Source organism: Bacillus yapensis, from assembly GCF_005280205.1.
Taxonomy (GTDB): Bacteria; Bacillota; Bacilli; order Bacillales; family Cytobacillaceae; genus Robertmurraya; species Robertmurraya yapensis.
The window spans coordinates 20,606-43,696 of sequence record NZ_SUND01000013.1 but is presented as its reverse complement, the minus strand read 5'-3'; the positions used below and the strand labels follow the sequence as shown (position 1 = coordinate 43,696).

25 protein-coding genes are annotated in these 23,091 nt (G+C 39.0%); 4 read left to right on the top strand and 21 right to left on the bottom strand.

Translation table 11 applies throughout. The features are described 5' to 3' along the window. Window positions 1-35: 35 nt before the first annotated feature. The 6 genes from FAR12_RS15495 to FAR12_RS15470 form a co-directional block, all read right to left on the bottom strand. Window positions 36-809, bottom strand: coding sequence for a class I SAM-dependent methyltransferase (locus tag FAR12_RS15495; protein ID WP_126409682.1), 774 nt, complete (start codon window positions 807-809; stop codon window positions 36-38). 353 nt (window positions 810-1,162) lie between these two features. Next, the gene (locus tag FAR12_RS23500; protein ID WP_281275680.1) at window positions 1,163-1,342 is read right to left on the bottom strand and encodes a sulfurtransferase TusA family protein; all 180 of its coding nucleotides are present in this window, start codon (window positions 1,340-1,342) and stop codon (window positions 1,163-1,165) included. 72 nt (window positions 1,343-1,414) lie between these two features. Next, entirely contained in the window at window positions 1,415-2,641 is a 1,227-nt protein-coding gene (gene yedE, locus FAR12_RS15485) for a selenium metabolism membrane protein YedE/FdhT (RefSeq protein WP_126409681.1), read from the bottom strand. Window positions 2,642-2,666: 25 nt separating this feature from the next. Continuing rightward, window positions 2,667-3,005: a DsrE family protein gene (locus FAR12_RS15480; protein WP_126409680.1), complete on the bottom strand. Its 339-nt coding sequence runs from the start codon at window positions 3,003-3,005 to the stop codon at window positions 2,667-2,669. A gap of 208 nt (window positions 3,006-3,213) precedes the next feature. After that, window positions 3,214-3,846 carry a DapH/DapD/GlmU-related protein gene (locus FAR12_RS15475; protein ID WP_126409679.1) on the bottom strand — a complete coding sequence of 211 codons (633 nt, stop codon included), beginning with the start codon at window positions 3,844-3,846 and terminating at the stop codon, window positions 3,214-3,216. 1 nt (window position 3,847) lies between these two features. Next, window positions 3,848-4,705 carry a PHP domain-containing protein gene (locus tag FAR12_RS15470; RefSeq protein ID WP_126409678.1) on the bottom strand — a complete coding sequence of 286 codons (858 nt, stop codon included), beginning with the start codon at window positions 4,703-4,705 and terminating at the stop codon, window positions 3,848-3,850. Between the two features lie 476 nt (window positions 4,706-5,181). Between FAR12_RS15470 and FAR12_RS23495 the strand changes: the two genes are divergently transcribed. After that, window positions 5,182-5,334, top strand: a complete 153-nt coding sequence (locus FAR12_RS23495; RefSeq protein WP_170972223.1) for a hypothetical protein — start codon at window positions 5,182-5,184, stop codon at window positions 5,332-5,334. A gap of 75 nt (window positions 5,335-5,409) precedes the next feature. On the opposite strand, the gene FAR12_RS15465 is transcribed toward FAR12_RS23495, so the two are convergent. Then, window positions 5,410-6,543, bottom strand: coding sequence for an MGDG synthase family glycosyltransferase (locus FAR12_RS15465; protein WP_126409677.1), 1,134 nt, complete (start codon window positions 6,541-6,543; stop codon window positions 5,410-5,412). Window positions 6,544-6,744: 201 nt separating this feature from the next. After that, the gene (locus FAR12_RS15460; protein ID WP_126409676.1) at window positions 6,745-7,443 is read right to left on the bottom strand and encodes a DUF4386 domain-containing protein; all 699 of its coding nucleotides are present in this window, start codon (window positions 7,441-7,443) and stop codon (window positions 6,745-6,747) included. Window positions 7,444-7,506: 63 nt separating this feature from the next. Between FAR12_RS15460 and FAR12_RS15455 the strand changes: the two genes are divergently transcribed. Then, entirely contained in the window at window positions 7,507-8,406 is a 900-nt protein-coding gene (locus tag FAR12_RS15455; protein ID WP_246010409.1) for a helix-turn-helix transcriptional regulator, read from the top strand. A gap of 231 nt (window positions 8,407-8,637) precedes the next feature. Here FAR12_RS15455 and FAR12_RS15450 read toward each other — a convergent pair whose 3' ends face one another. The 10 genes from FAR12_RS15450 to FAR12_RS15410 all read right to left on the bottom strand — a co-directional run bounded on the left by FAR12_RS15450 (window position 8,638) and on the right by FAR12_RS15410 (window position 17,091). Next, complete coding sequence (locus tag FAR12_RS15450) at window positions 8,638-9,399, bottom strand: alpha/beta hydrolase (protein ID WP_126409674.1); 762 nt, start codon at window positions 9,397-9,399, stop codon at window positions 8,638-8,640. Between the two features lie 373 nt (window positions 9,400-9,772). Next, the gene (locus FAR12_RS15445; RefSeq protein WP_126409673.1) at window positions 9,773-10,615 is read right to left on the bottom strand and encodes an aldo/keto reductase; all 843 of its coding nucleotides are present in this window, start codon (window positions 10,613-10,615) and stop codon (window positions 9,773-9,775) included. Window positions 10,616-10,704: 89 nt separating this feature from the next. Continuing rightward, window positions 10,705-11,418, bottom strand: a complete 714-nt coding sequence (locus tag FAR12_RS15440; RefSeq protein ID WP_126409672.1) for a M48 family metallopeptidase — start codon at window positions 11,416-11,418, stop codon at window positions 10,705-10,707. Window positions 11,419-11,436: 18 nt separating this feature from the next. Continuing rightward, window positions 11,437-11,928 (bottom strand): YehS family protein, encoded by a 492-nt coding sequence (locus FAR12_RS15435; protein WP_126409671.1) that lies wholly within the window; start codon window positions 11,926-11,928, stop codon window positions 11,437-11,439. Window positions 11,929-12,094: 166 nt separating this feature from the next. Next, window positions 12,095-13,423, bottom strand: a complete 1,329-nt coding sequence (locus FAR12_RS15430; protein ID WP_170972227.1) for a D-arabinono-1,4-lactone oxidase — start codon at window positions 13,421-13,423, stop codon at window positions 12,095-12,097. Continuing rightward, entirely contained in the window at window positions 13,423-14,595 is a 1,173-nt protein-coding gene (locus FAR12_RS15425; protein WP_126409669.1) for an amino acid deaminase/aldolase, read from the bottom strand. Before FAR12_RS15425 ends, FAR12_RS15430 begins: the two co-directional genes overlap by 1 nt. Window positions 14,596-14,762: 167 nt before the next feature. After that, complete coding sequence (locus tag FAR12_RS15420; RefSeq protein WP_126409668.1) at window positions 14,763-15,494, bottom strand: ABC transporter permease; 732 nt, start codon at window positions 15,492-15,494, stop codon at window positions 14,763-14,765. After that, window positions 15,491-16,225, bottom strand: a complete 735-nt coding sequence (locus FAR12_RS23490) for an ABC transporter ATP-binding protein (protein ID WP_170972222.1) — start codon at window positions 16,223-16,225, stop codon at window positions 15,491-15,493. The genes FAR12_RS15420 and FAR12_RS23490 overlap by 4 nt, the downstream gene beginning before the upstream one ends. Further along, on the bottom strand, window positions 16,226-16,657 hold the full coding sequence (locus tag FAR12_RS23485) for a helix-turn-helix domain-containing protein (RefSeq protein ID WP_170972221.1): 432 nt from the start codon (window positions 16,655-16,657) through the stop codon (window positions 16,226-16,228). 155 nt (window positions 16,658-16,812) lie between these two features. Further along, window positions 16,813-17,091 (bottom strand): YciI family protein, encoded by a 279-nt coding sequence (locus tag FAR12_RS15410; protein WP_126409667.1) that lies wholly within the window; start codon window positions 17,089-17,091, stop codon window positions 16,813-16,815. A 133-nt stretch (window positions 17,092-17,224) separates the two neighbouring features. On the opposite strand from FAR12_RS15410, the gene FAR12_RS15405 reads away from it, so the two are divergent. After that, window positions 17,225-18,553 (top strand): radical SAM/SPASM domain-containing protein, encoded by a 1,329-nt coding sequence (locus FAR12_RS15405; protein ID WP_126409666.1) that lies wholly within the window; start codon window positions 17,225-17,227, stop codon window positions 18,551-18,553. Window positions 18,554-18,719: 166 nt separating this feature from the next. Here the strand turns inward: FAR12_RS15405 and FAR12_RS15400 are convergent, their stop codons facing one another. Together FAR12_RS15400 and FAR12_RS15395 are read right to left on the bottom strand one after the other, a co-directional pair. Then, window positions 18,720-20,516 (bottom strand): glycoside hydrolase family 2 protein, encoded by a 1,797-nt coding sequence (locus FAR12_RS15400; protein WP_126409665.1) that lies wholly within the window; start codon window positions 20,514-20,516, stop codon window positions 18,720-18,722. Window positions 20,517-20,549: 33 nt separating this feature from the next. Then, on the bottom strand, window positions 20,550-21,167 hold the full coding sequence (locus FAR12_RS15395) for a YesL family protein (protein ID WP_126409664.1): 618 nt from the start codon (window positions 21,165-21,167) through the stop codon (window positions 20,550-20,552). Between the two features lie 342 nt (window positions 21,168-21,509). Between FAR12_RS15395 and FAR12_RS15390 the strand changes: the two genes are divergently transcribed. Next, window positions 21,510-22,373: an AraC family transcriptional regulator gene (locus FAR12_RS15390; protein WP_126409663.1), complete on the top strand. Its 864-nt coding sequence runs from the start codon at window positions 21,510-21,512 to the stop codon at window positions 22,371-22,373. A gap of 71 nt (window positions 22,374-22,444) precedes the next feature. On the opposite strand, the gene FAR12_RS15385 is transcribed toward FAR12_RS15390, so the two are convergent. Then, window positions 22,445-22,843, bottom strand: coding sequence for a sporulation protein (locus FAR12_RS15385; protein ID WP_126409662.1), 399 nt, complete (start codon window positions 22,841-22,843; stop codon window positions 22,445-22,447). Window positions 22,844-23,091 lie beyond the last annotated feature (248 nt).

Sequence of the window (23,091 nt, the reverse complement as noted above, 5' to 3'; positions counted from 1 at the left end):
ATCACTATCCATTAATTGAATAAAGAATATTACCATTATTTATGTCGTTTTCGGCAAATGCAAACCATAAGTGGGCTATCAGCTTGAAATGGACTCTTGTCAAAGTTCCCATACATCTCTACTAGTTCAAATCCATTATAGAACAGCAAACTTTCAAGCTCCTGAGGAAAAAAGTAGCGAAGAACAAACGGCTCAATGGTTTCTACTACCTTCGAAAACTCTTTCCATCGACGATTCGTAAAGATATAGTGCTCCAATTGGCTCTTATGATCATAGGTACGTCGGTATGTACTGCTACATTGATAGCCATCATTATCTGTCCATGAACCCGCATCCTTTTCTACCTCTTCATCCGCCATCAAAATGGAACTAGTCGGATTCCTAGATTCGAATGCAAAGACTCCATCTTCATCAAGATGTCTATAAACTGATCCAAGCAATCCGTCTACTGAAGCTCTATCCAGGAAGTGCTGAAAAGAGTTGCCCGTAGTAAAAATGAATCGATACTTGCGACTTAACTCAAATTGTCTTGCATCAGCATGAACCCAATTAACCGAGACGTTTAAGCGCTCAGCCTTTTGTTTTGCAAGTTGCAACATTTCTGGAGTTATATCCAGACCAGTAATATCAAATCCCCGCTCAGCTAAAGGAATTGTAAATCTACCTGTCCCACATGCAACGTCTAAAATTGGGCCTCCTTGTAAGCTTGCAAGGTCAAAATAAAACTTGCTTTCTATTTCACTCAAATCATTCAATAAATCATAAGTGTCTGCGTCACGATACCCCTCTAAATTATCAAAATCTAACATAGCCACCTCCAAATTGAATAACAAGATTTTTCTCTTTATATAATTCTATTTGTATGCTTGAATAACCTTTATCCTGCTTCTATAGAATAAAATCAAGCATCTTATTGTAGAAACGCACCCTTTAAGACCGGCAACCAAATGAAGATTATATTGACAGTGTTTTGGTTGTATAAACTTAATGTCAGCATAAATATTGTTGTCATTTGTGATGTCAAAACTTAATGAATATGCTTATAAACCCTAGTAAATAGGGAAAATGACGGGTGCCAATGCACACGTCATTTTCTATCATTTTTAAGAAATCACCCAAAATCAGAATCCTTTAATCGAATGATTTAGGGCTTTTTCTTGGTTCACTTTTTTACTTGAATATAGAAATAAATATCCTGACCATCCTTTTCCGGATCCATGACCAATTCATAGCCATGTTTCACCGCCTCTTCTGGTACACTTCGGAAGGACTGTGGGCAGTCAGCTATGACCTCCAGCACTTCTCCGATTCTCATGGTTTTCAGCGCATCCAGCGCATAAATGACAGGATATGGTCAAGGCTCACCACGAATATCCAGGGTGTAATCGATTTTAAGATCCTCCAACATTTTGCGTTATACCTCCTTCGTTTCAAGCACAGTTCGTTTTTCCTGTTTGATCCCTGTTCCATAACGGAAACGTTTTTCCCACCAGCTTGAAAATAAGAACCAAGCCATTAACATAATAAGTGTTCCAATGAGCGCTCCCGTTGCTCCCCATTCTTCGATAAGATTCACTTTTGGCCAGTCTGCTGCAAGCGCATTAAAGATCCCTAAATGGTCCCAACCAAACGAAAGAACCGTTGCACCAATAATATTACCTAATCCAACAATCCAGTAGAGGACTTGCCCTTCCATCGCGCGGTACATCATCCCTGTCTCACAACCACCAGCAAGGACAATTCCAAACCCAAACAATAGCCCACCAATTACCGTACTAGGTGCGGCCATTTTTATAATTTGAACGGCTCCACTTTGGATAGAAATAAATGTGATGACCACACTGATTATCATTCCAACAGCAATGGCTTTTGACATCACCGCACGACCTGAAATCCATAAGTCGCGGAAAGCTGATGTAAAGCAAATTTGGCCACGTTCAATCAATATTCCAAATATAGCGCCAGCTATAGCCCCGATCGCTAATAAGTTTTTACCTGATGCAAAGAAATACACAACGATTCCTATATACGCACAAGCAACAAGGAGTCCAAGAATTGGTTGTACCTTAGACTTTTTAACCGCCGCTTTTTTCATGATTCGTTTACCAGCATTTTTCTGCAAATTCGGCTTACCTAGCCACCATTTGGTGTTGACTACTTTTACTCCGAAATAAGTACCAATTGCAGTCGTAAGCATAAAAATCCATGCATGGAAAGAGAACTGAGGAACACCAGTGAAAAAAGCTGCTAAATTACAACCGAGAGCTAGACGAGCACCAAAACCAGCAATGATTCCACCAATAAATCCTTGAACAAGACGACGTTTTTGCATAGGTACCCGAATTTTAAAGCTATTACTAAGTAATATCATCATGAGTGCGCCAACGAGCATCCCGATTACAATCCATCCGTCAGTACGACTAATAGGTGTTCCCTCGAGACCAACTAGTCCAAAATAAGCCCAACTAGATACATCAATGCCAAACCATTGTAAGATATGTCCTCCGAATCTCGTAAACTCTCCAGTTACGGCCCACACAGTTCCTGTAAAGTGAAAGTACAATGCACTAACTAAACCAGCAAGTCCAATGGCAACATAGGGGTTCCAATACTCTTTGAAAATTTTATGATATAGAGTCATTTTTTAGTTTCTCCTTATTTACAACTTAAGATAATGTAAGGACTTCATACTTTGAAGCCAATTCAATAAAGTGAGCCATCCCACTAATTTTCCCTGTTGCTAGCTGTTCATTTAGCTCATAATAGTCCACACATGTTTTACAAGCTAAGACCGCTACTCCCTTTTCTTCCAATTCTTTTAAATGGAGTGAAACAAGGGATTGTTCAGTTAAGGCAAATACACCTCGGTTCATACAAAAGATAGCTAGGGGCAAATCTTCTTTTTGCTTAAGAATCGTAAAGAAGGTTTCTAATATTCCTTCCCCGAGTTCCTTGTCCCCTTTTCCAAGCTGATCGGATGTTAGTAAAATAACCTTATTTTTCATAGACTCCACCTCAATGATTTAATGATCCTATATGAAATGTTAATATACACTCCATCTACAGAAGGCCAATAACATTAACAACTGTAGCATTAATCCCATTTATGTTTCTATTCAACTTATATATGGAACAGATACGATTCTATCTATTTTTTGAATACTTATCCAAGTTTGTAAAAATAAAAAAGGACCACAAGGGGTCCCAGCAAAATTATCCATGCTTTTTGATAAAAGCTTCTATGTCATTGAACTCATGAAAATGAGATTCAAGCTTTTCTCGCGGCCAATCCCACCAAGCGATTTCTAGTAGTTTTTCAGCTACTTCTTCTGAAAATCTTCTTTTAATCGGTTTGGCAGGAGTCCCCACAACGATCGTATACGGTTCAACGCTTTTCGTCACGATAGCTCCTGAGCCAATAACAGCACCCGTACCAATCTCAACACCCTTCATAATAATGGCACCATGACCAATCCAGACGTCATGGCCAATTTTAACTCGATGCGTCCGACGCCACTCGAATAGTGCATCGTCATCTTTTTCATCAAAGTCATATGCTACTTTTCGATAGGTCATATGGTGCTGGGTCACTCGGTCCATTGGATGCTGAACTGGGTTAATACAAACATGCGAAGCAATCGAACTGAATTTACCAATTTCAGCATAGTTGACCGTCACATCATCCATTGTGTACGTGTAGTCACCGAATGAAGATTCGATGATTTTATTATTCGGTCCAATTGAGGTCCACGCTCCTGCAAAACTATCAACGATATGGCTCGTATCATCTATGCTTGGTGCAGAAGATAACTTTTTTTCATTATGCGGTTGAAAGATTAGCGGCATCCTACACACTCAACCTTTCTTTTCTTAATTTCAATGCCTCGAGTGCTTCAATACCTGGGTTCTTGCTCCCTAAAAGGACTGGTTTCTCTCCATATGCACCGTGGAAATCGGAACCTCCTGTCATAACGAGGTCGTATTCGTTGGCGAGCTCTTTTGCCATTTCCTCATCTTTTTTTTCATGCAATGGATGCCACACTTCAATGCCCTGCAATCCTGCTTCCACTAATTCTGGGACCATTTCAAAATTGCGATACTGTCCAGGATGTGCGAGCACCGGAACGCCTCCAGCTTGCCGAATGATTTTAACGGCAGTAAAAGCATCGATATATTTCATCGGAATAAAAGCAATTCCTGGCGGCTCCCCGTTTTGTCCACGATTGAATATTTTCTTATAAAGCTCGCCATAAATAGAGTCAGCATAGCCAACTTCAATTAGTGCCTGCATGATATGCTGCTTGTACACACCCGTTCCCCCATGGGCGATTTCGAGACATCGCTCCCATGTAATGTTATAGCCAGCTGCCATCAAGCGTTCCACCATTTCATTCGAAGCTTGATGTCTTTTTTCCACTAACGGCTGGCAAACAAGCTCAATAGCTTCACTTCCTGGTTCAATAAAATACCCAAGAATGTGCACACGTCTACCTCGCTCAAAGTCAAAGCCAGAAACCTCAATTCCCGGAATGATTTCGATGCCAACTCGCTTGCCACATTCTATTGCGTCTTCGAGACCCTTTGTTGTGTCATGGTTTGTCACCGCTAAGTGTGTTACTTCCTGTTCAAGCGCTAGGGATAAGACCTCATTAATGGACAGCGGACAATCGGAAATATTCGTATGACAATGCAATTCTACTTTCATACTTGGTACCCTCCCACTATTTAATAACTAAAGCTCTTTTCTCTAACTTTGTTGCTTTTGGAACTAAAAATATGGTGAACTCATCTTGTTTTAAAAATATACATCCTTAAATAGATGAGAAAAGAGCTAGTAAACTTAATAATGAGCACAAATTAGCTATTTCTACGTTAAAATCGGATTTAAGATTTTAACAATAATCTTTAAAATAACTGTCTTAACTTAAGAATAACTTGGTACCAAGTTTAAAAGGTTAATAGGACGTTAATTTCTTTTTAAGGGATTGTTAAGACGGAAATGACTATTATTTTCCGCTTAAAGCTAGTAAAATGGCGCTCCTTAGGATGAAAGTAATAATCTACTCGTAGGTACATGGATTTGGAAACTATTAACAAAAATTAGAAGTAACTTAATATTGGATTAACAAAACCGAATTACACTAGGGTAGTACCAAAAATTCCTTTGATGAGGTGATTTTCTTGAAATTCAAAAAGTTAACATTAGCAATGATGACAGCTTTACTTTTCACTGGCTTTATGACTGGTTGTGCAGACCAAGAAGAGGAACAACCTGAGGATCCAGCAACTGAAACACCTGCAGAAGATGAAGGAACAGAAGAAACAAACGAGTAGACCATAGACATCACATATCATGAAAGAAGCCTTCACATTTTTTGTGAAGGCTTCTATTATTTGATGTATTCAAACTCAACCCTTTAGCTCACTTTGCGTCACTTTCCAATCATAAGTCTCGAGCACATCTGTGACAATTTTACCTGCTGCTTGGGGACTCAAAAGGCTTGTCACTGCAGCTTTCATTTCTTTTAACTTTTCATCATCGGTAACGAGTTGTTGTATTTCTGCCACAAGCTGTTCCCATTTCTCACAAAAGATTGCCGCACCATGGCTTTGAAAAAACAGGGCATTCTCCCTCTCTTGACCAGGCGTTGCACCTAGTAAAACAATTGGTACATTTTTCACAACAGCCTCTGATAATATAATCCCTCCAGGTTTCGTAACCACACAGGTTGCAAGTTCAAACAGCTCAGCCATCTGATTTACGTAGCCAAAGACTCGAACCCTATTTTCCTGTTGATATTTCGTCTCTAACTGATGGAAAAGCTGCTGATTTTTCCCACAAACGACCAATATCTGCATGCCTTTTTCTTTCCTTAACTCATCGCAAATATACTTGATTTCCTTTGATACACCATAAGCCCCAGCAACAATTAATACAGTTTTCAGATTGGCGTTAAGTTGATATTTATCTATTAAAGATTTCCGGCTATGGGAGTGCTCAAATTGTTTTTCGACTGGTATTCCAGTAACAGCAATCTTGTTTGGATCGATGTCATGGTTGATTAAGAGATTCTTGAGATGTTGGGTGGCCACATAGTATTTCGCAATGGAAGGCTGAATCCATGCGTGATGGAGACAATAATCTGTGATGACTGTATAGGTAGGGGGCGCATGATTTATTTTTGTTGAAAAATATTCGACTGCATAAGAAGGATATGTATTAATAATGGCGTCTGGCTGTTCTTCGTCGATGATTTTACGAAGAGTCGAATACCCGTAAGGAAACAACATTAAGTTTTGACGTTTCGTAATTTCTTGGCTGCTATAGTAGAAAAGTCGATATAGATGCTTCCCACCCTTAGTAAAACTTTTAAGATATAATTTTCTAGTCCATTCATTTAAGCGGGGATTCGTTTCTTGAAACATATTTCTTACACATACATCGGCTTTAGCGATTAAGAATCGTTCTTGAAGTGCTCGTGCCACTTGGAGATGTCCGTTACCATAATTGGCTGTTAAGATTAATATTTTTGGTTTTTTCATCTACACAGCTCCCTTATATTTAAGTGGGGATTTTTAAATGGGGGTTGAAAGGAGTACATTTAATTAACATTAATGTAGCAAAGAAATGTGGAGATAATTTTAAGGGAATGTAAAATTATTCAGAATTAAGTCCCCGTATAGAAACGCGTTTTAAAAAAGGTAGCTCTCCAGAAATAGTTAGCTACCTTCACTTTGAAACTACTACTTAAGCGTTAACTTCCCAAGCATTTGCTTATCAAATCCCTTGACGATTAGCCAGACCGCCAAGCTCATTTCATAAACGCCTACTGGTAGGGCAATGAGTCCTTTTATGGCTGAGAACGGCTCTACAATCCCAAACATTTCAAGTAAACCGGCTATAAATACTAAAACGGCTGTAATCATACCAAATACCGCTAACGGTTTTGGGACAAGCTTTGTTTTAAGTAGCAATGAACTATACAAAAAAGTATTTAGGCCTAGCATTAGATTCGGTCCCAACATAGCAGTCCAGCGATGAAATGATTGCAATAATAAACCAATGGAAAAAAGATGTTCTTCACTCACAAAGCGACCCTCATCATAATATATGCTAAGATGCCATAAACCTAGTATACTGACCAAGCCTATAGCAATAAAAACAGCTTCCATAAATCGAAAACAAAGATACCCTAATGCAATATGTTCATCCCAACGTCGAAGGTAAGGAAATAGCATCACTGCTGTCCCAACCGCCGAGACTACAAGTAAAACGTCATTTAGCACACCTATTAATACCTTCGTTTTGAATCCATTTGTCACGGACAAGTACCATTGGTCCTCCAATACCGGCTGATAAAAGATAACAGCTATAATAGAAGTGGCTGCAGCCGCTATATATAAAAGACCGATTATAATTCCATTCATTCTGTCTTGAGTCATTACGTTCCCTCCTCTACATAATTACTTTCCTAGATTCATATGGTAAACTGTTTATAAAAAATCTTGAAAAAAGCATGGGAAAAAGGTGATACTTTGGAACATTATGATGTAATCGAAAATGCTTTACATTATATTGAGGATAACTTACAACAACCTTTGTCTCTCGACTCTGTTGCGAATACCTTCAACATGTCAAAATACTATTTCCATAGACTTTTTTCTGCCATGATGGGGTGTTCTTTAAACAATTACATATTATCTAGAAGATTGAATGCGTCTGTAACATTGCTTCAAAACGACACCTTGTCTTTAACCGACATCGCCTATCAGTTCAACTTCGGCACTCAAGCTTCCTTCACCCGTGCTTTTAAGCGGAAATATGGTATTACTCCAAGCTCTGTAAGAGGAAGCGATACACCCTTAACTCCACTTCCAATACCTTCAGTTGTGAAGAGACCAATTAAAAACATCAATGGGGATATTGTCACCGATTTTACCCTTACAGAATTTGAATCGATTAGGATTACTGGAATTGTCTTCGAAGTTGATTTAGAAACCGAAGATTACAGAATGAAGATTCGCTCTCATATAAAAATGGTATTAGATCATATTAATACAACTGTAAATGGTCCATGTTATGTGATCTATTCGAACTGCCATCACAATTCTACCCGTTTCAATGTACTGGCTGGGATTCCACGTGATATCCAAATAGATAAACCATTGTATTTTACAATTGATGTACCACAAATCTTTTGTGCCAAGTTCAGATATTCTGGTGATCTCCTTGAATTAGGCGAGGTGCTAAAGAGCGACTTTGCAAGATTCTTGAAAATTTCCAAGCAAGAATCCGAGAATACAGATATCGAACTTATTCAAGTTTTTGAGAACCTACACAATCTTGAATCTAGCTACCACATCTATGCACCTATCAAAAAACTCCCAATTGATTCAGAAATCTAAATTCCGATTTTTCTCGATTTGTACTCCTTTCTTTTTATACTTAAAAGATAACAACATTGAGTTTCTTTGACTTTCCAAATCTTGCTGTAATTTTAGGTCGATTTTTTTAATAAGGCGCAAATGCCTCTACTTTCTCCCCACAAATTGAGCCGTGAATCTATACAGTGAAAAGACAGAATCATGATGACCCGAATAACGGCAAAAAAGAGCAACCACTTTGGTCGCTCTTTTTTATCTATGGATCAATTCACCTGTTTTTTCCTGAATATAGCTATGTGCCTGAATAATAATTCGGTCACGATCGTTGTCTAGCGACGCAACGTGATACGAATTGTATAACGTAACAACTTCTTTTTCTTCGGATAAGACATGGTCAAAGATATAATCCGTATTTTCTGGTGGGACTACGTGGTCGACTGCTGATTTAAAGCATAATAACGGCTGATTGATTAATGGCAGGAGTTCAGGTGTTTTTCCCATTAACGCTTGCAGTTGATGAATTGAAGAAATCGGAACCTTGCTATACGTGATTTCATGGACACCTTCTGCCTTAATATCCGGTAGGGATTCATCGAGATATCGTGGGTTTGATACGCCAACCCATTTTTCATAGCTTGGTAGCGTTAGTGCAGGGTTGATGAGAACAATCCCTTTAATATCCTTGTATTTACTTGCCAACCACAACGCCAATGTTCCACCCATCGATTGCCCCATCACATAGATGATTGAACAATGTTCTTTTAAAAGCTCATAACCTTTCTCAAGCTCTGCAAACCAATCTTCATATGTGGCGATTTCCAAATCTCTGTAATCCGTGCCATGACCTGCTAATCTTGGTGCATAAACTGTATATCCCAAATCCGAAAATCTCTTCCCTACATATTCAACACTTTGAGGAGTTCCCATGAATCCGTGGGAGAGTAACAAGCCGACCTTGTTTCCTTTTAGAAAAAATGATTCTGCCCCTGCTATGACTGAATATCCTTCTTTCATGGCTATTCCCCCTTGAATTTTGTATATAAAAAGGCTCTTTTCGCAAAAATTGTTGCTATTAGATAAATTGATTTAAATGAATATCAAGATTTCCTTTTAAAGACAGTAAATGGCCAGCGAAAAGTGCCGTGCAAAAATAATGTGTAGCACTAAACCTTGTAGGTAGTGTAAATGTCGGCTTTAGGACATTTACGAAAAAAACAACAAGTTTTTTTCGACAGAAAATAAACAATCAATGAGAAAACAGCGTAAAAAAAAGACATGACCTAATATGATAGGCATGCCTTCGTTTGTCCGATCAGCTAGGTAATTTGTTTACATGAATTATAATTCACATTATTCCTACCTGTCAACTTGTATTTAATTTGAGTATTTAAAATTCCTCATACACAGCCGGATCTTGATTCGCAATTCTTCCATCTGGAAGCGACAATTGTGAAATCATTTCCATTTCTGTTTCATCGAGTGAGAAATCAAAAATCGAGATGTTTTCGAGCTGTCTTTTCGGTGATTCAGATTTTGGAATGGAAATAGCCCCTAGTTGATAGTGCCATCTTAAAACAACCTGAGGAATGGTCTTGTTGTGATGCTCAGCAATCGTTTGAAGCGTTTCAATTTGTAAATCCTTAAATCCTCTCGTAAACGGACTCCAAGATTGCGTAGCGACGTTTTTCTCTTCATGATATTTTCTTTGTTCAGCTTGGTTGAAGAACGGATGTAATTCGATTTGATTCATGCTTGGAAGAACACCAGTCTCTTTTTCCAATCGCTCCAGATGCTCAGGCAAGAAATTGCACACACCAATCGAACGGATGAGTCCCCATTTTTTCGCATCAATCAAAGCCTGCCAAGCCTCCACATATTGATCCTGCTTCGGATTTGGCCAATGGATGAGGTACAAATCGTAGTAATCCAAATTGGCCCGATATAAAGATTCTTGAATGGCCGTGACCGCCTTGTCATATTCCTGATAGCGCCCTGGCAATTTGGATGTGATTCGTAGATCGGATCTCGGTACCGAACTCCGCCTAATCGCTTCTCCTACTGTTCCTTCATTCTCATAATTATAGGCAGAATCAAGAAGTCGATAGCCAATTTCGAGGGCATTTTGGATCGCGCTTGCCCCTTCATTTCCCTTTAGCTTGTAAGTCCCTAGACCAATTACCGGTACAGTAAGACCATCATTCAGCGTAATTTCTGGAATAGAATTGCTCATTGCCTGTCACATCCTTCATTAGAATACTCTAAAAATATCATAATAATGGAAAAAATTCATGGCTTCTGTCTCGAGGTGAGCCTCTCAAACTAAACGGTCATTTTCCAGCTTGAAAACTTGAGCCAATCTTCCTTCTCCTCATAATCAGGCATGATTTTTCCGACAAGACGCCAGAAGGATCGGTCATGATTGAGATGGACCATATGACACATTTCGTGAACAACTACATAATCGATAACCTCTTGGGGTGCCATCGCTAATTTCCAATTGAAGGTTAACCTCCTGTTTGAATCACAGGTTCCCCATGTTGTTTTGCTATCGTTTATTTTGATCGAACTTGGTTTTGTCTTAAAATTACTTTGATAGACTGATATGCTTTTTTCTACTAAAGCTTTGCACCTCTGATAGTAAAAACGTTTTAAGGCTTGTTGTATTTTTTCAGGATCATGCTGCTTGACGTAGATTTGTAGTTTCTCTTCCTCAAGAACGACATGGTCTTGAGTAGTATTTATATCTACATTTATCTGGATAGGGAAGGTTTTTCCTAAATAAAGAAAACTCTCCCCATATTCATATACCTTTTTCTCATGTCCTTGTAGCCGCTCATTCATCTCGGTTAATTTTTGCTGAATAAGGTCCCAATTTCCCTCAAGTAAATGAAGAACCTTAGCATCCTCCGTCCCTTTCGGAGCCTGCACTTCCACATTTCCATAACTATCAATCCTAATAGCGAAAGACGTGCGATTTTTGTACTTGATTTCAAAACGAATTGTCTCACCTAAGTATGTATGTGTTTGTATCATAAGAATCACCTAGCTTTTTTATCCCCGATATTTGAAAGCCAACCCTTTTAAGAAATTCCGTGCAAATTTATCTCCACACACTTTGTAATTCTTGTGTCCCTCTTTTCTTAATAAAGCCCCGAGTTCGCCTTTAGTAACGACGATTCCCGCTTCTTCAAAGATATCGAGCATATCATCCGTCGTTAAAGCTAATGCGATTTTCACTTTTTTCAAAAGAACATTGTTCATGTGTGAAGTTTTGGCTGGTTCAGGTGCAGCAGGCTGCCCCGGTTTCGGCTCCTGAACGCCTCTTTTATAAATAATGAACCCATTCAAAAATGCATCCAACATGTTGCTCGTGCATTCGATATGGTCCTCACTATCCTCTTCAAAGTCGTCTGTTCTTGTGAGAATCTTTGTGACTTCTGGTACCGATACTTCCATACCACCTAGTTTAAAAATCTCCGCCATTTCTCTATTTTTCAGCTCCATTGCATATCTTAATCGAATTAATCTATCGTTATTATCCATTTTGACCTCCTTAGAAAATTAGTTTCCGACTTCAGTTAGTATGTTCCTTGAATATATGATGAATGCTTTGCAACAAAACACTGGCACATTTGATTACTATAAACTTTTTTCTTCTTTATTACCATATCCGATTATACTGGATTCCAAAAATCAAACCCCTGAGAAATTAGTTTTCAGGGGCTTGAAATGTTTCTTCATCCATCATGTTTTTAAGATAGTCATTTAAAAAGATTTCTTCAGGATCTAGTTCCTTCCTAATCGCAAGAAAATCCGGTAGTCTTGGATAGCGGCTTAGTAAGTCCCTCTTTCCAAGCGTATGCATTTTTCCCCAATGCGGTCGTCCTTCGTATTTCTGCATGATTGCTTCCATATCTCGAAAATACGCTTCATAAGGCATCCCTTTATACATGTGAAAGGCTATATAAGCCGAATCCCGCTGATAAGATGGACTAAGCCATATATCATCTGCCTGAACAGTCCTGCATTCTATCGGAAAATGAACCCTATATTTCTTTTCTTCTATCTGTGTCCGAATCTCTTGAAGGGCTTTTCTAAAATATTGAAGTGGAATACTATATTCTATTTCTCTAAATTTGACTAATCTAGGAGTAGCAAAAAGCTCATGACTTTTTGCCGTAACAACTGTCTTGCTTATTCCTTTCGCCGATAATCGGCTAATTAAACTGGCGGTACCAGGAATCCATCGGCTCAGCTCCGACAGAACAAAAAATAGATAGTTTTCAAGTATTAAAGAATTAAGATGATGGAAAAATATGCGTTGCGGCTTTCGTTCAGTCTTATTCATCGTCTTCACTTGGACCAGGTCCGAATAAGGGAAGAGATAGAATTCAAAGTGACGATTTTCGTTGATGTACCGCTCAAGCTGTGGTTCAAAATGTGGATATTCAATCTTATCACTTCTATACTCATAAACAGGGCATTGAATGATAATCAATTTCACTTTTACAATGATTCCGAGGGTGCCGAAGGATACGAGACAAGCCTTGAAAAATCGAGTGTTTTCTACCTCAGAAACGGTCAGAATCTCTCCCGATGCTGTCACAATGGTCAGTTCCAAGACCTGGGTAGAAATATTGCCGAACGCGATCCCCGTGCCGTGTGTTCCCGTCGAAACAGCTCCCGCAATACTTTGGACATTGATATCCCCTAAATTCTCCTGCGCATATCCTGCTTTCCCTAGCTCTTCCCCTAATTGAAATAATCTTGTGCCACCAAGGACAACAACCGTACTAGCTGCTTTATCAAGTTGTTCAATTCCACTTAATAAATCAAGGGATACCAGCCAATCATCTGTTTTTACTAACCTTGTAAAAGAATGTCCAGCCCCTACTACTCTTATTTTCTTCTTTTGTTTCGAGGCTTCCTTAACGAGTAGAACAACCTCATCAATCGAGGAGGGATAAAGAATTTTCTCAGGGCTACTTTCAAAGGTTTGCGCCCAATTGCTCCACCGTTTTCCTTGTATCGTTTTGATTACAGAAAGCATTTCCCTTCCCCCCGATAAGTCTTAAATCGATTGACAACTTGCTGCCCTGAAAAACAGATGATTTCATTAAAACGCTCGCAAATTTCTCCCGCTTTGGCGGCCCTGAAGATAATCGCATCCCCGATTTCTAATGTTCCGTTTTCATAAAAAACTGGGGTTTGAACCTCTCCCGCTCCTTCAAACGGTAGCAACTTTCCACCTGATGGATACACCGGCTGCGGCACTTTATCCTCCCCATGTGGACCTGATGAGACATACCCACCACCGAGACAAGTATAGATATTGGAGGTCGGTTTTCTCACAACCGGCAATGCAAAAAATAAGGCAGGTGCAAAACGGAAATTCCGGTAGTAATCGAACAGCAACGGAGCATAGAAACCTGAGCCCGCTGTTAATTCAGTAACACTCTCCTCTTGCGCCGTCATATCAAGGCTACCCGTCCCACCTCCATTCACAAATTCGAGTTGAAATCCTTCTCTCTCAAGAGCTTGAACAATCGACTCCCGTCGTAATTCGATTTCATGAATGGATTTCTTTTTCAAAAATTTAACGGCTTGGTTCTTAAGCTGTTGTGAAGGCACTTTGTCACCGACTCCTGCAATCTGTGCCTCATACCCCATCATTCCAATCAGTTCTAACTTTGGGGATTCCTTTATTTGCTCGAGTAGTTGAATGACATCCTCCTCTGTTTTCAAGGGAGAACGCCTGACTCCAAAGTGAAAGCCTCCAAAAGTTGTGCTCATATCAATATCCATACATAGATAAAAGAGTCCATTCTCTTTTCTAGCAATCTTGTTTAGATGAACAATTTGTTCAGGTGAATCGACCATGCAGGTGATTTGTTTGCCTGCAGCATTTAGTTTGGCAATTTGGCTAAGCGCTTGATGATCCCAACACGGATAGCCTAAAAGAATATCATCAAAGCCATGTTCTGCAAGAAAGACAGCTTCTGCGGGGCTATAACTCATTAACCCCTTGAAAACAGGGCTAGATTGGAAAATTCTTTTTAAAACCGAAATGGATCGTATGGATTTGGTTGCAATTCGAATGGTTTTCCCATTTGCCTTTTCAGCGATACTCTGACAATTTTGATCAAAGGCATCTAAATCCAGCAGTAGAGCTGGAAGAGATAGATCCTTTGTGATTTCTTTAGGAAACAATGTTATCACCTCACTTTTATATTAAATGAGGAATGAAAGGAACAAAAGGATTGTTTTAAAAATTCAGAATTTTAATCATAAAAAAGAAAGGCAATCATTCCACCTTTCTTCAATCCAACTCTTAAATAGTGCTTTGTAAAAGAGTGTCCATACAGATCCAGATGGAGTTAATCAGCCTTCATTTTCTTTTTAAATAACACAATCGCAAGTACTGTTAATACGACTGCGTACCCAAGCACCCACCAAAGATGAGGAAAAATATCACTATATTGACCACTCATAGCAGCTTTCCCCATGTCAACTGCATGTACAAATGGTAAAACATACGCGATATTTTTGAATAGTCCCCCCACTAAATCTAAATCAAACCAGATGCCCGAAAGCCATGCAGCCAAGTTGGTAAGAAGGGCACCGGAAAGGCCCGTAGCCGCTTTTTCACTTAACAATGTGCCGCATATGAGTCCAAGACTAACAAATATAAACGCAGGCGGGACAAGCAATGCAATAGCCATGAACATGGAAGTAGAAATAGATAACCCTAGAATAATAGCAACAATATAACAAATAATTCCTTGCACGACGGACATCAGAAGTAAAGGCAAACTATAGCCGATAATGAAATCTTTCGATGTCATTGGTGTTGTGAAAAGCCTTGTTAAAAACGAACTTTCTCTGTCTTTTGATACAACTTGCGCTGCAAATAGAGCCATAAAAGATAGACCGAACACTGCGATTCCAGGTGTTAATTCCGTAATATTAAAGAGATCGACTGGGATGCTTTTGTTAATCGCCGATAAGAGAAGTAATAACACAATTGGAAACCCTAGTCCAAAAAGGATTGCCATCGGATCGCGTACAATTTCCTTTGTTGTTCGGTTCGCAAATAAAAGTATTCTCATTGCACATCTCCTTCCGTCACAAAATAAACGAATGCATCCTCAAAGCTTGTTTTATTAGAAGTCTCAATCAGCTCCTTAGCTGAACCAAGAGCTTTCATTTGTCCATTCTTCATAATGCAAATTCGATCAGAGAGTGCCTCCGCTTCTTCTAAATAATGCGTCGTTAAAATAATTGTTGTTTTTTCCTTCAGCTTTTCAATTTGGGCCCATAATTCGCGCCGTCCTAATATATCAAGCCCAAGCGTTGGCTCGTCCAAAAATAAAATCCGTGGTTCACTAATTAAAGCAATGGCAATGCTAAGCTTACGCTGCCAACCACCAGATAAAGTTTTACCCCGCTGATTTTCATACGGTTGCAGTGAAAACTGGGCAATCATTTCATCCGCTTTTCTTTTTCCCTCTTCTTTATTAAAACCTTGGATACCAGCCATTAGTTCCAAATTTTCACGTACCGTCAAATTGGAAGCAATGGCCGTTTCTTGTGGAGATACAGCAATCACTTGACGCACTTGTTCAGGAGATTGTGTAACACTTTTTCCTAACAATGTCGCATCACCCGTTGTTGGCTTTGTTAAGCCTGAAAGCATTTTGATCAGCGTCGTTTTACCAGCACCATTCACACCAAGTAGACCAAACAATTCACCTTCTTTGATGGAAAAAGAAATATTGTCCACGACAGTCTTCATCCCATATTTTTTCGTAAGAGAATTGATTGAAATAGCCGTAGTCATTTACTCACCCTCTTCATCGATAGTCGTTTTAACCATATGGAAAAAGTTACTCATCATTCGCTCTGGCACAAGGGCAAGCCCACGTTCATCATCACCAACGATAATCAATTTATCTCCTGCACCTAACCCAAAAATCTCTCGTGCCTGTTTGGGAATAACCATTTGCCCTCGTTCTCCAATTGTCGCCACCCCAAAGAAATGTTTGCCTTTCGGTGGAATACCAAGCTGTTCATCTGCTTCCTTAAAATTGACCAAATCATCTAAAGTCACATTGTACAGTTTTGCAAGCTCCATACAATGCTGAATATCAGGAGTAGATTCACCTTTTTCCCATTTTGCAATAACTTGTCGAGATACATTTAAACGTTCAGCCACTTCCTCTTGAGTAAGCTTGTGGCGCATACGTAAATTTTTCAGATTCATATTTATCATACTTTTCATACCTCCTAACACTATTATCGAATAGAAAACAACGATCGTCTATCAACGTCCGTTTACATCCATGTTATGATTTGTTACCTGCGAGAAAAATAACCTTTATAGTAAAAAAGAAGAGTGCGAACACGGAAACTTTCGCACTCTGCTTATTATTCATCAAAAAGATAGTTATTTTCCTCATTTGCTACTTCAATCGTTCTCAATTCAAAGGATTTACAGCCTGAGCTTATGAACGGGTCTGATTTTGCAATTGTTGTCGCTTCATCTAAATCCTCTGCCACATACACAACCATTCCCCCTGGATAATCTGTGAAAGGTCCACAAAGTACCAGCTTTCCTTGTCTCTTCAATTCCTTCAGATACTCGACATGACTCTTGATAAGTTCTTTATCAACTGATTTCACATTGTTCATCAAATAGACGTACATTCATTGTCCTCCTCTGTTCTCTTTCTATTATCATACCAAAATCCGATTCCCTTGTGATTGACCTCACTGACCACCCTACCTCAAAACCTCTATAATGTTCTTTGTCTATCAAAAATGAAGGTTTGTGAGAAAGATGAAAAATGCATATGTTCCATCTCGATTTAATGCTTTATCCCATACGGATGACAATGGGCTAGTCCTATTTAATAGTTATACAGGTGCCATTGCTCATTTTTCCGATACAGAAAAACAAACGGTCCTTTCTGCTTTAAAAAGAGCTGGCACCAATCAATTGGAAAACGAGATCCAAGAAGACTTGTACAACAACGGATTTCTCATTTCTAGTTCTGTTGATGAAAAAAGAAGAGCACAGTTTCTGCACCAGTCGTTGCACCGAACCGATATGATGCATCTTATCCTCATGCCGACTGAAGCCTGCAATTTCCGCTGTACCTATTGCTACGAATCGTTTGAACGAGGAAACATGAATCGGAAAATCAGAAATGGATTAAAATCGTTTGTCCAACAAAAAGCAGCAACTCTATCTAACTTACATATTAGTTGGTTTGGTGGTGAGCCACTTATTGCCTTAGATGTCATCGAGGAACTGTCCGAGTCTTTTTTGGCCGTAGCAAAAGAAAATAATATTCAATACTCCTGTGACCTTGTGACCAATGGCTATCTTTTAACAAAAGACGTGTTCCAGCGCTTGCTCTCTTGGAATATCAATCAATTCATGATTACCATCGATGGAATTGGTGAGGTTCACGATAGCCGCAGATATTTAACAGGAGGCGGGAAAACGTTTGATACCATCCTCAAAAATCTTTTAGCCATTAAAGAAATCCCTGGAGTATTTGATATCACGATTCGAACGAATTTTGATGAGGATAATTTGAAAGAGGCATCCGAGTTAACAAGATTTCTAAAGGAGCATTTTACCGATGATCAGCGTTTCGGAATCCTTTTTCGACCAGTTGGAAAATGGGGTGGGAAAAACGATGATGACATCCCCGTTTGCAGTCGGACCATGGCTGATAAGAAAATTTGGGAGCTGACCGATGAGGCGATTACTGAAGGAGTTAATATGAGTTCGATGGTCTCGGGTTCAATGATGCCGTCTGCGTCTGTTTGCTACTCAGCAAAGCCCCACTCATTAGTGGTCGGTTCAGACGGTCAATTGTACAAATGCACCCTCTCGCTAAATGAAGAGTGTAATAAGGTCGGAACTCTCCACGAAGATGGACAGCTCGACCTGGACTTTGACAAAATCGCCAACTGGGTCACATCAGGAGAAGAAACCGACGAAGGTTGCCAGTCCTGCTTCTACCGACCTGCATGCCAAGGCAATCACTGTCCGTTATACCGCATGAGAACTGGTGAACGGCCTTGCCCTTATGAAAAGCGAAGTATTAAAAAAGTCTTAAACCTCATCTGGAAAAATAGTCTTGAAAGGTGGTGAATTCCATGCGTGTATTACGTCCAGCAACTTCTCCAGTGAACACTCAAAACACTGGGAAGATCATGAAGTCTGTTCCGGGGAGCTTGAAGTAAACATGAAGGCAACACCAGTAATCTGGGTTGCCTTTCTTGTTTTAGTCCATAAAAAACAGGGGTGTGCTCATTACTCAAATCGTATCCGCATGCCACATTTCATTAATACACTTAATCTCTTTCAGGTCACACTTCGGTTTGCGGTCATAGGTTAGGATTCCATTAATCTCTTGTTCAACGTCTGTTAACTGTGTATAGCAGTAGCCAAATAAAATCTTCGAGCTATAGATAGCCTCCATAATTCGGCGGTAATCCGCTAGGTAATCCTCTACATTCGCAACTGAGGTATAGCCCCAACCATTCGCATCATCGACTTTAAAGCCAATACCTCCAAATTCCGTTAGTAAAATCGGTTCCCCTTCATGTGCAAATCCGTTGGCATAAATGCCACGTCTTGCTGGTTGAGAATGAAGAATCCCCTCTTTCGTTGCAAGGTCTTCTTTAAATTTCTCATATTTCGCGACTTCATCATGGTTTCCATGATTGTAATTATGGACGGCACAAATATCTGTTTTCGTTAACTCCCAGCCATCGTTTGAGATGACGAGACGAGTTGGGTCAAGGGAATGAATCAGATGATACATCGCTAATGAGTGATGCTGTTGCTGACGGTTCGAACGAATATGTGGAACACCCCAGCTTTCATTGATTGGTACCCATGCCACAATCGATGGATGACTATAATCCCGCTCGACAATTTCAATCCATTCCTTCGTTAAGAGAGCAACCGCGTCTTCACTGTAAGAAGGAGAAGCTGCACATTCGCCCCAAACCAAGAATCCAAGCTGATCTGCCCAATAAAGGAAGCGTGGGTCTTCCACTTTTTGATGCTTCCGACAACCATTAAAGCCCATTTCCTTCGCCAGTTCAATATCCATCTTCAGGTCCTCATCCGTCGGTGCAGTCAATAATCCTTCTGGCCAGTAACCTTGGTCTAAAACTAGTTTTTGATAATAGGGACGATTATTAAGATAGACCATTCCGTTTTCCGTATGAACCTTTCTCATCCCAAAATAAGATTGAAGCTCATCCATAACCGAATCCCCTTGAAGAAGCGAAACTTTTACATCAAAAAGGTTCGGATTTTCCGGCGTCCACGCCCAGCCATCATTATGGAAGCTTGTTCGAAAGATTTTTCGATTAAAAAGATTAATAGAGTGACGGTGGTACGGCTCTTGCAGTTCAAAGAGTTCTTTGGCAATCCTTTCTCCTTTAAAAAGAATCTCCATCTCTACCTTAGCCTCTGCGTAGTTCCCATCGACTTCACATTCTACGATGACTTCCCCTTCATCCACATTCGGGGTGAATTTAAGCTTTTTTAAATGTATCGGGCTCACGGGCTCAATCCATACCGTTTGCCAAATCCCAGTCGTACGTGTGTACCAAATCGCATCCGATTTTTCTACCCAGAACTGTTTACCACGTGGAATCGTTTCATCTGTCGAAGGGTCCTCGACTCGAACGACAAGCGTTTCTTTTCCACCCTGCAGGTAATCCGTTATATCAAATTGAAAGCTGACATGCCCACCTTCATGGAATCCAACTAGCTGCTCATTCACATACACCCACGCACGATAATCTACTGCACCAAAATGTAACACGACACGTTGACCTTGCCAACTCGCTGGAACTTCAAACTGACGGCGATACCAGACAAAATCATGGAAGGTTGAGTCTTCTATTCCACTTAATTTTGTTTGATACGCAAACGGGACATTGATTTGTTGATTAAAGGCAGTACTATGTTCTTTAAACCACTTCTCTTCCGTTCCTTTTTTCTCATCATCAAACGCAAAATCCCAAACTCCATTCAAATTCAACCATTTTTGACGAACAAATTGCGGTCGCGGATACTCTGTACGAAATGTCATCATGAATCCTCCCCTAAAACGATGTGTAAACGTTTACTTATTAGTTAAAGATAATCGATACTTTTCGATTTTTGTAAACACTTGATGACTTAAATGGAAATGTAAATAGCCATACAGGCTGACTAGAATAAATAGAGTAATCGGTAAAATATAAACAACTAAGAAAAGAAAACCTCCGCTGATCACGATCAACAATGTTGTAGGGAAGTATGCAAACGAGATAATAAACATGTTTTTGATGTTATCTTTTAACTTCAAATCGTATTGAACGATCAGTGGGAATAAAAGAGTACTCATACATAAAAAGGTTGCTGTGATTAAGACTAAAATGATTTTAACCGGGATGAACCCTGCCGAAGTCACTTGGAAGACAATTTGAAAATCATAGAATAGAAGACTAGCGATTAACACCCAAATGATTTCGAATAGTAGACTCTTTTTGAAATGAAGTTTAAAGTTGTTCCAAAATGGCTTAAAAACACTTGTCTCCCCATCCATCTTCCATTCTCGAATGACGCCATACATGGCTGCAGTGGCGGGAAAAATGGTGACAATCGGAATACACGCAATCACCCACAATAGATTCAGAAGAAAAAAATTAGCCGCTTTTTCCCAAAGTAAATAAAATTTGTTATTCAGGATATTATTCATTTTTTCACCATTCCTTAGCTGTAGGTGCGAAAAGTAAAAATTATCGCTCAAAACAATTATATTAAAATTAGGAAAAATCCGATATAGAAATATGGAAAAATGACCTATACATTTGGATACCAAGTGATATTCGGACTAGCCCTTTGAAGGAGTATTTCCAAATGAAAATTATAAGTTTAATTGGATTCAAAGTAGAGTTCTTTTAATAACCATTAAACGTTATGAAATGATTATTTAAGTGACTATAATAGTGACAGGCGAATTCCGATATATTCCGTATGAAAAATATCGAGTTATTAATAAATTTTAACGATAACATGTATGTGTAAGGGAGGGAAATGAATGTTACAGGAATTCAATCAATTAATGGATTACATCGAATCACATTTAACGGAAGATATCTCTGGAGAGGATATTTCAAAAATTGTAGGATTATCTGATTATCATTTTAAAAGAATGTTTTCCTATATGGCTGGAATGTCATTGAATGAGTATATCAAAAATAGGAGATTATCGGTTGCGAATGTTGAATTGATTAATGGAGCAAAAGTGACAGATATTGCCTATAAATTTGGCTATCAATCCATTGAAGGATTTTCAAGAGCCTTTCGGGAATGGAGTGGTTTTTTGCCTTCAGAAGTCACCAAGAACAAAATTCAAAAATCATTTCCCAAATTTACATTCTATATCGATATTAGAGGAGGAATTTCAATGGAATTCAAGATTGAAAAGAAAGAAAAGTTTAATATTGTTGGTGTATCGAAAAGAGTACCCATTCAATTCGAAGGTGTAAACAACGCTATCCTAGAATTAGCCCAGACAATTACCGACCAACAAAGAAATGAAATGCATCAATTAGCTGATTTATATCCTCATCAAGTGTTGAATGTATCGTATGATTTTGATGATGGATACTTAGAAGAAAAAGGCTATTTAACGCATATGATAGGTTTTGCAACTACACAAGATAATCCATTCGATGATTTAGAGCAAATTACGATTGAAGAAAATTTATGGGCGATTTTCCCTAATCAAGGACCTTTTCCTTCTACGTTCCAGGAAACACATACAAAAATTTATTCTGAATGGTTACCTTCTTCTGGTTATGAAGTTTTGGATATCCCAAGCATTTCTTTTACAAAGTTCAACGGCCCTTCGGACAATGTCTATAGCGAGATTTGGATGCCAGTAAAGAAAAAAAGTTAATTTGGATGATAATTCTATTTACTGCAAAAAAATATGAGGGGATATCAGCTACTGTGATCCCCCTCTATTTTTTATGCTAGCCTCTCACCTTCAACAACCTGAATAATATCTTGGTCAACACTTTCCACACCTTCGGTAAATGTTAATCTTGTTTTAAAACGATAGGAAATGTCTTCTGTCGAGATGGGCAGAGATGTTGGCAGTTTGAATGAGAATGGTATTTTATTTGCTGCTTCTGACTCAATTGATCGGGAAGTCAAAATCGATGTTGCCTCAATCATAGATTCTGTTCCGTTCTCAACTTTTACCAAATCGCAATCAATTCTCTTTAATTGTTGTTCAATTAATCCACCCTTGAGTAGAAAATATCCAGTAATTTGTTCACCTTGTGTATACGTTTCTTTGTCTAGAATTAGATCAATTTTTGCTGAACCTATGCCTACAAGAGACATGAATTTTCTTAATAACAATTTTTTGTCCTCCAATTTATATTATAAAAATAAAACCTCTACCAATCTTCATTTGGTAGAGGTCCTTTAAGATCCAAAAAGACCTCTACCAATAGGTAAAGGTCTTGCTAACAACAGGTTCGTCAGACAAACCCATTGCCAACAAAGCCGAGAGTACAAATACTCCGTAATGACGACTTTGCTGTAAAAGCTACTCCCCTTTAGGGAAAAATAATTTATCAATTAAATTAAGATTACTATACAAGCTT

Coding starts and splice junctions, on each gene's coding strand:
- FAR12_RS15465 (WP_126409677.1), bottom strand. CDS start 6,543: ATGAAAAAACCAAAAATATTAATCTTAACAGCCAATTATGGTAACGGA.
- FAR12_RS23485 (WP_170972221.1), bottom strand. CDS start 16,657: ATGATAAATATGAATCTGAAAAATTTACGTATGCGCCACAAGCTTACT.
- FAR12_RS23490 (WP_170972222.1), bottom strand. CDS start 16,225: ATGACTACGGCTATTTCAATCAATTCTCTTACGAAAAAATATGGGATG.
- FAR12_RS15435 (WP_126409671.1), bottom strand. CDS start 11,928: ATGGATAATAACGATAGATTAATTCGATTAAGATATGCAATGGAGCTG.
- FAR12_RS15395 (WP_126409664.1), bottom strand. CDS start 21,167: ATGAATAATATCCTGAATAACAAATTTTATTTACTTTGGGAAAAAGCG.
- FAR12_RS15440 (WP_126409672.1), bottom strand. CDS start 11,418: ATGATACAAACACATACATACTTAGGTGAGACAATTCGTTTTGAAATC.
- FAR12_RS15410 (WP_126409667.1), bottom strand. CDS start 17,091: ATGTACGTCTATTTGATGAACAATGTGAAATCAGTTGATAAAGAACTT.
- FAR12_RS15420 (WP_126409668.1), bottom strand. CDS start 15,494: ATGAGAATACTTTTATTTGCGAACCGAACAACAAAGGAAATTGTACGC.
- yedE (WP_126409681.1), bottom strand. CDS start 2,641: ATGACTCTATATCATAAAATTTTCAAAGAGTATTGGAACCCCTATGTT.
- FAR12_RS15405 (WP_126409666.1), top strand. CDS start 17,225: ATGAAAAATGCATATGTTCCATCTCGATTTAATGCTTTATCCCATACG.
- FAR12_RS15475 (WP_126409679.1), bottom strand. CDS start 3,846: ATGCCGCTAATCTTTCAACCGCATAATGAAAAAAAGTTATCTTCTGCA.
- FAR12_RS15400 (WP_126409665.1), bottom strand. CDS start 20,516: ATGACATTTCGTACAGAGTATCCGCGACCGCAATTTGTTCGTCAAAAA.
- FAR12_RS15460 (WP_126409676.1), bottom strand. CDS start 7,443: ATGACTCAAGACAGAATGAATGGAATTATAATCGGTCTTTTATATATA.
- FAR12_RS15450 (WP_126409674.1), bottom strand. CDS start 9,399: ATGAAAGAAGGATATTCAGTCATAGCAGGGGCAGAATCATTTTTTCTA.
- FAR12_RS15470 (WP_126409678.1), bottom strand. CDS start 4,705: ATGAAAGTAGAATTGCATTGTCATACGAATATTTCCGATTGTCCGCTG.
- FAR12_RS15445 (WP_126409673.1), bottom strand. CDS start 10,615: ATGAGCAATTCTATTCCAGAAATTACGCTGAATGATGGTCTTACTGTA.
- FAR12_RS15480 (WP_126409680.1), bottom strand. CDS start 3,005: ATGAAAAATAAGGTTATTTTACTAACATCCGATCAGCTTGGAAAAGGG.
- FAR12_RS15390 (WP_126409663.1), top strand. CDS start 21,510: ATGTTACAGGAATTCAATCAATTAATGGATTACATCGAATCACATTTA.
- FAR12_RS15495 (WP_126409682.1), bottom strand. CDS start 809: ATGTTAGATTTTGATAATTTAGAGGGGTATCGTGACGCAGACACTTAT.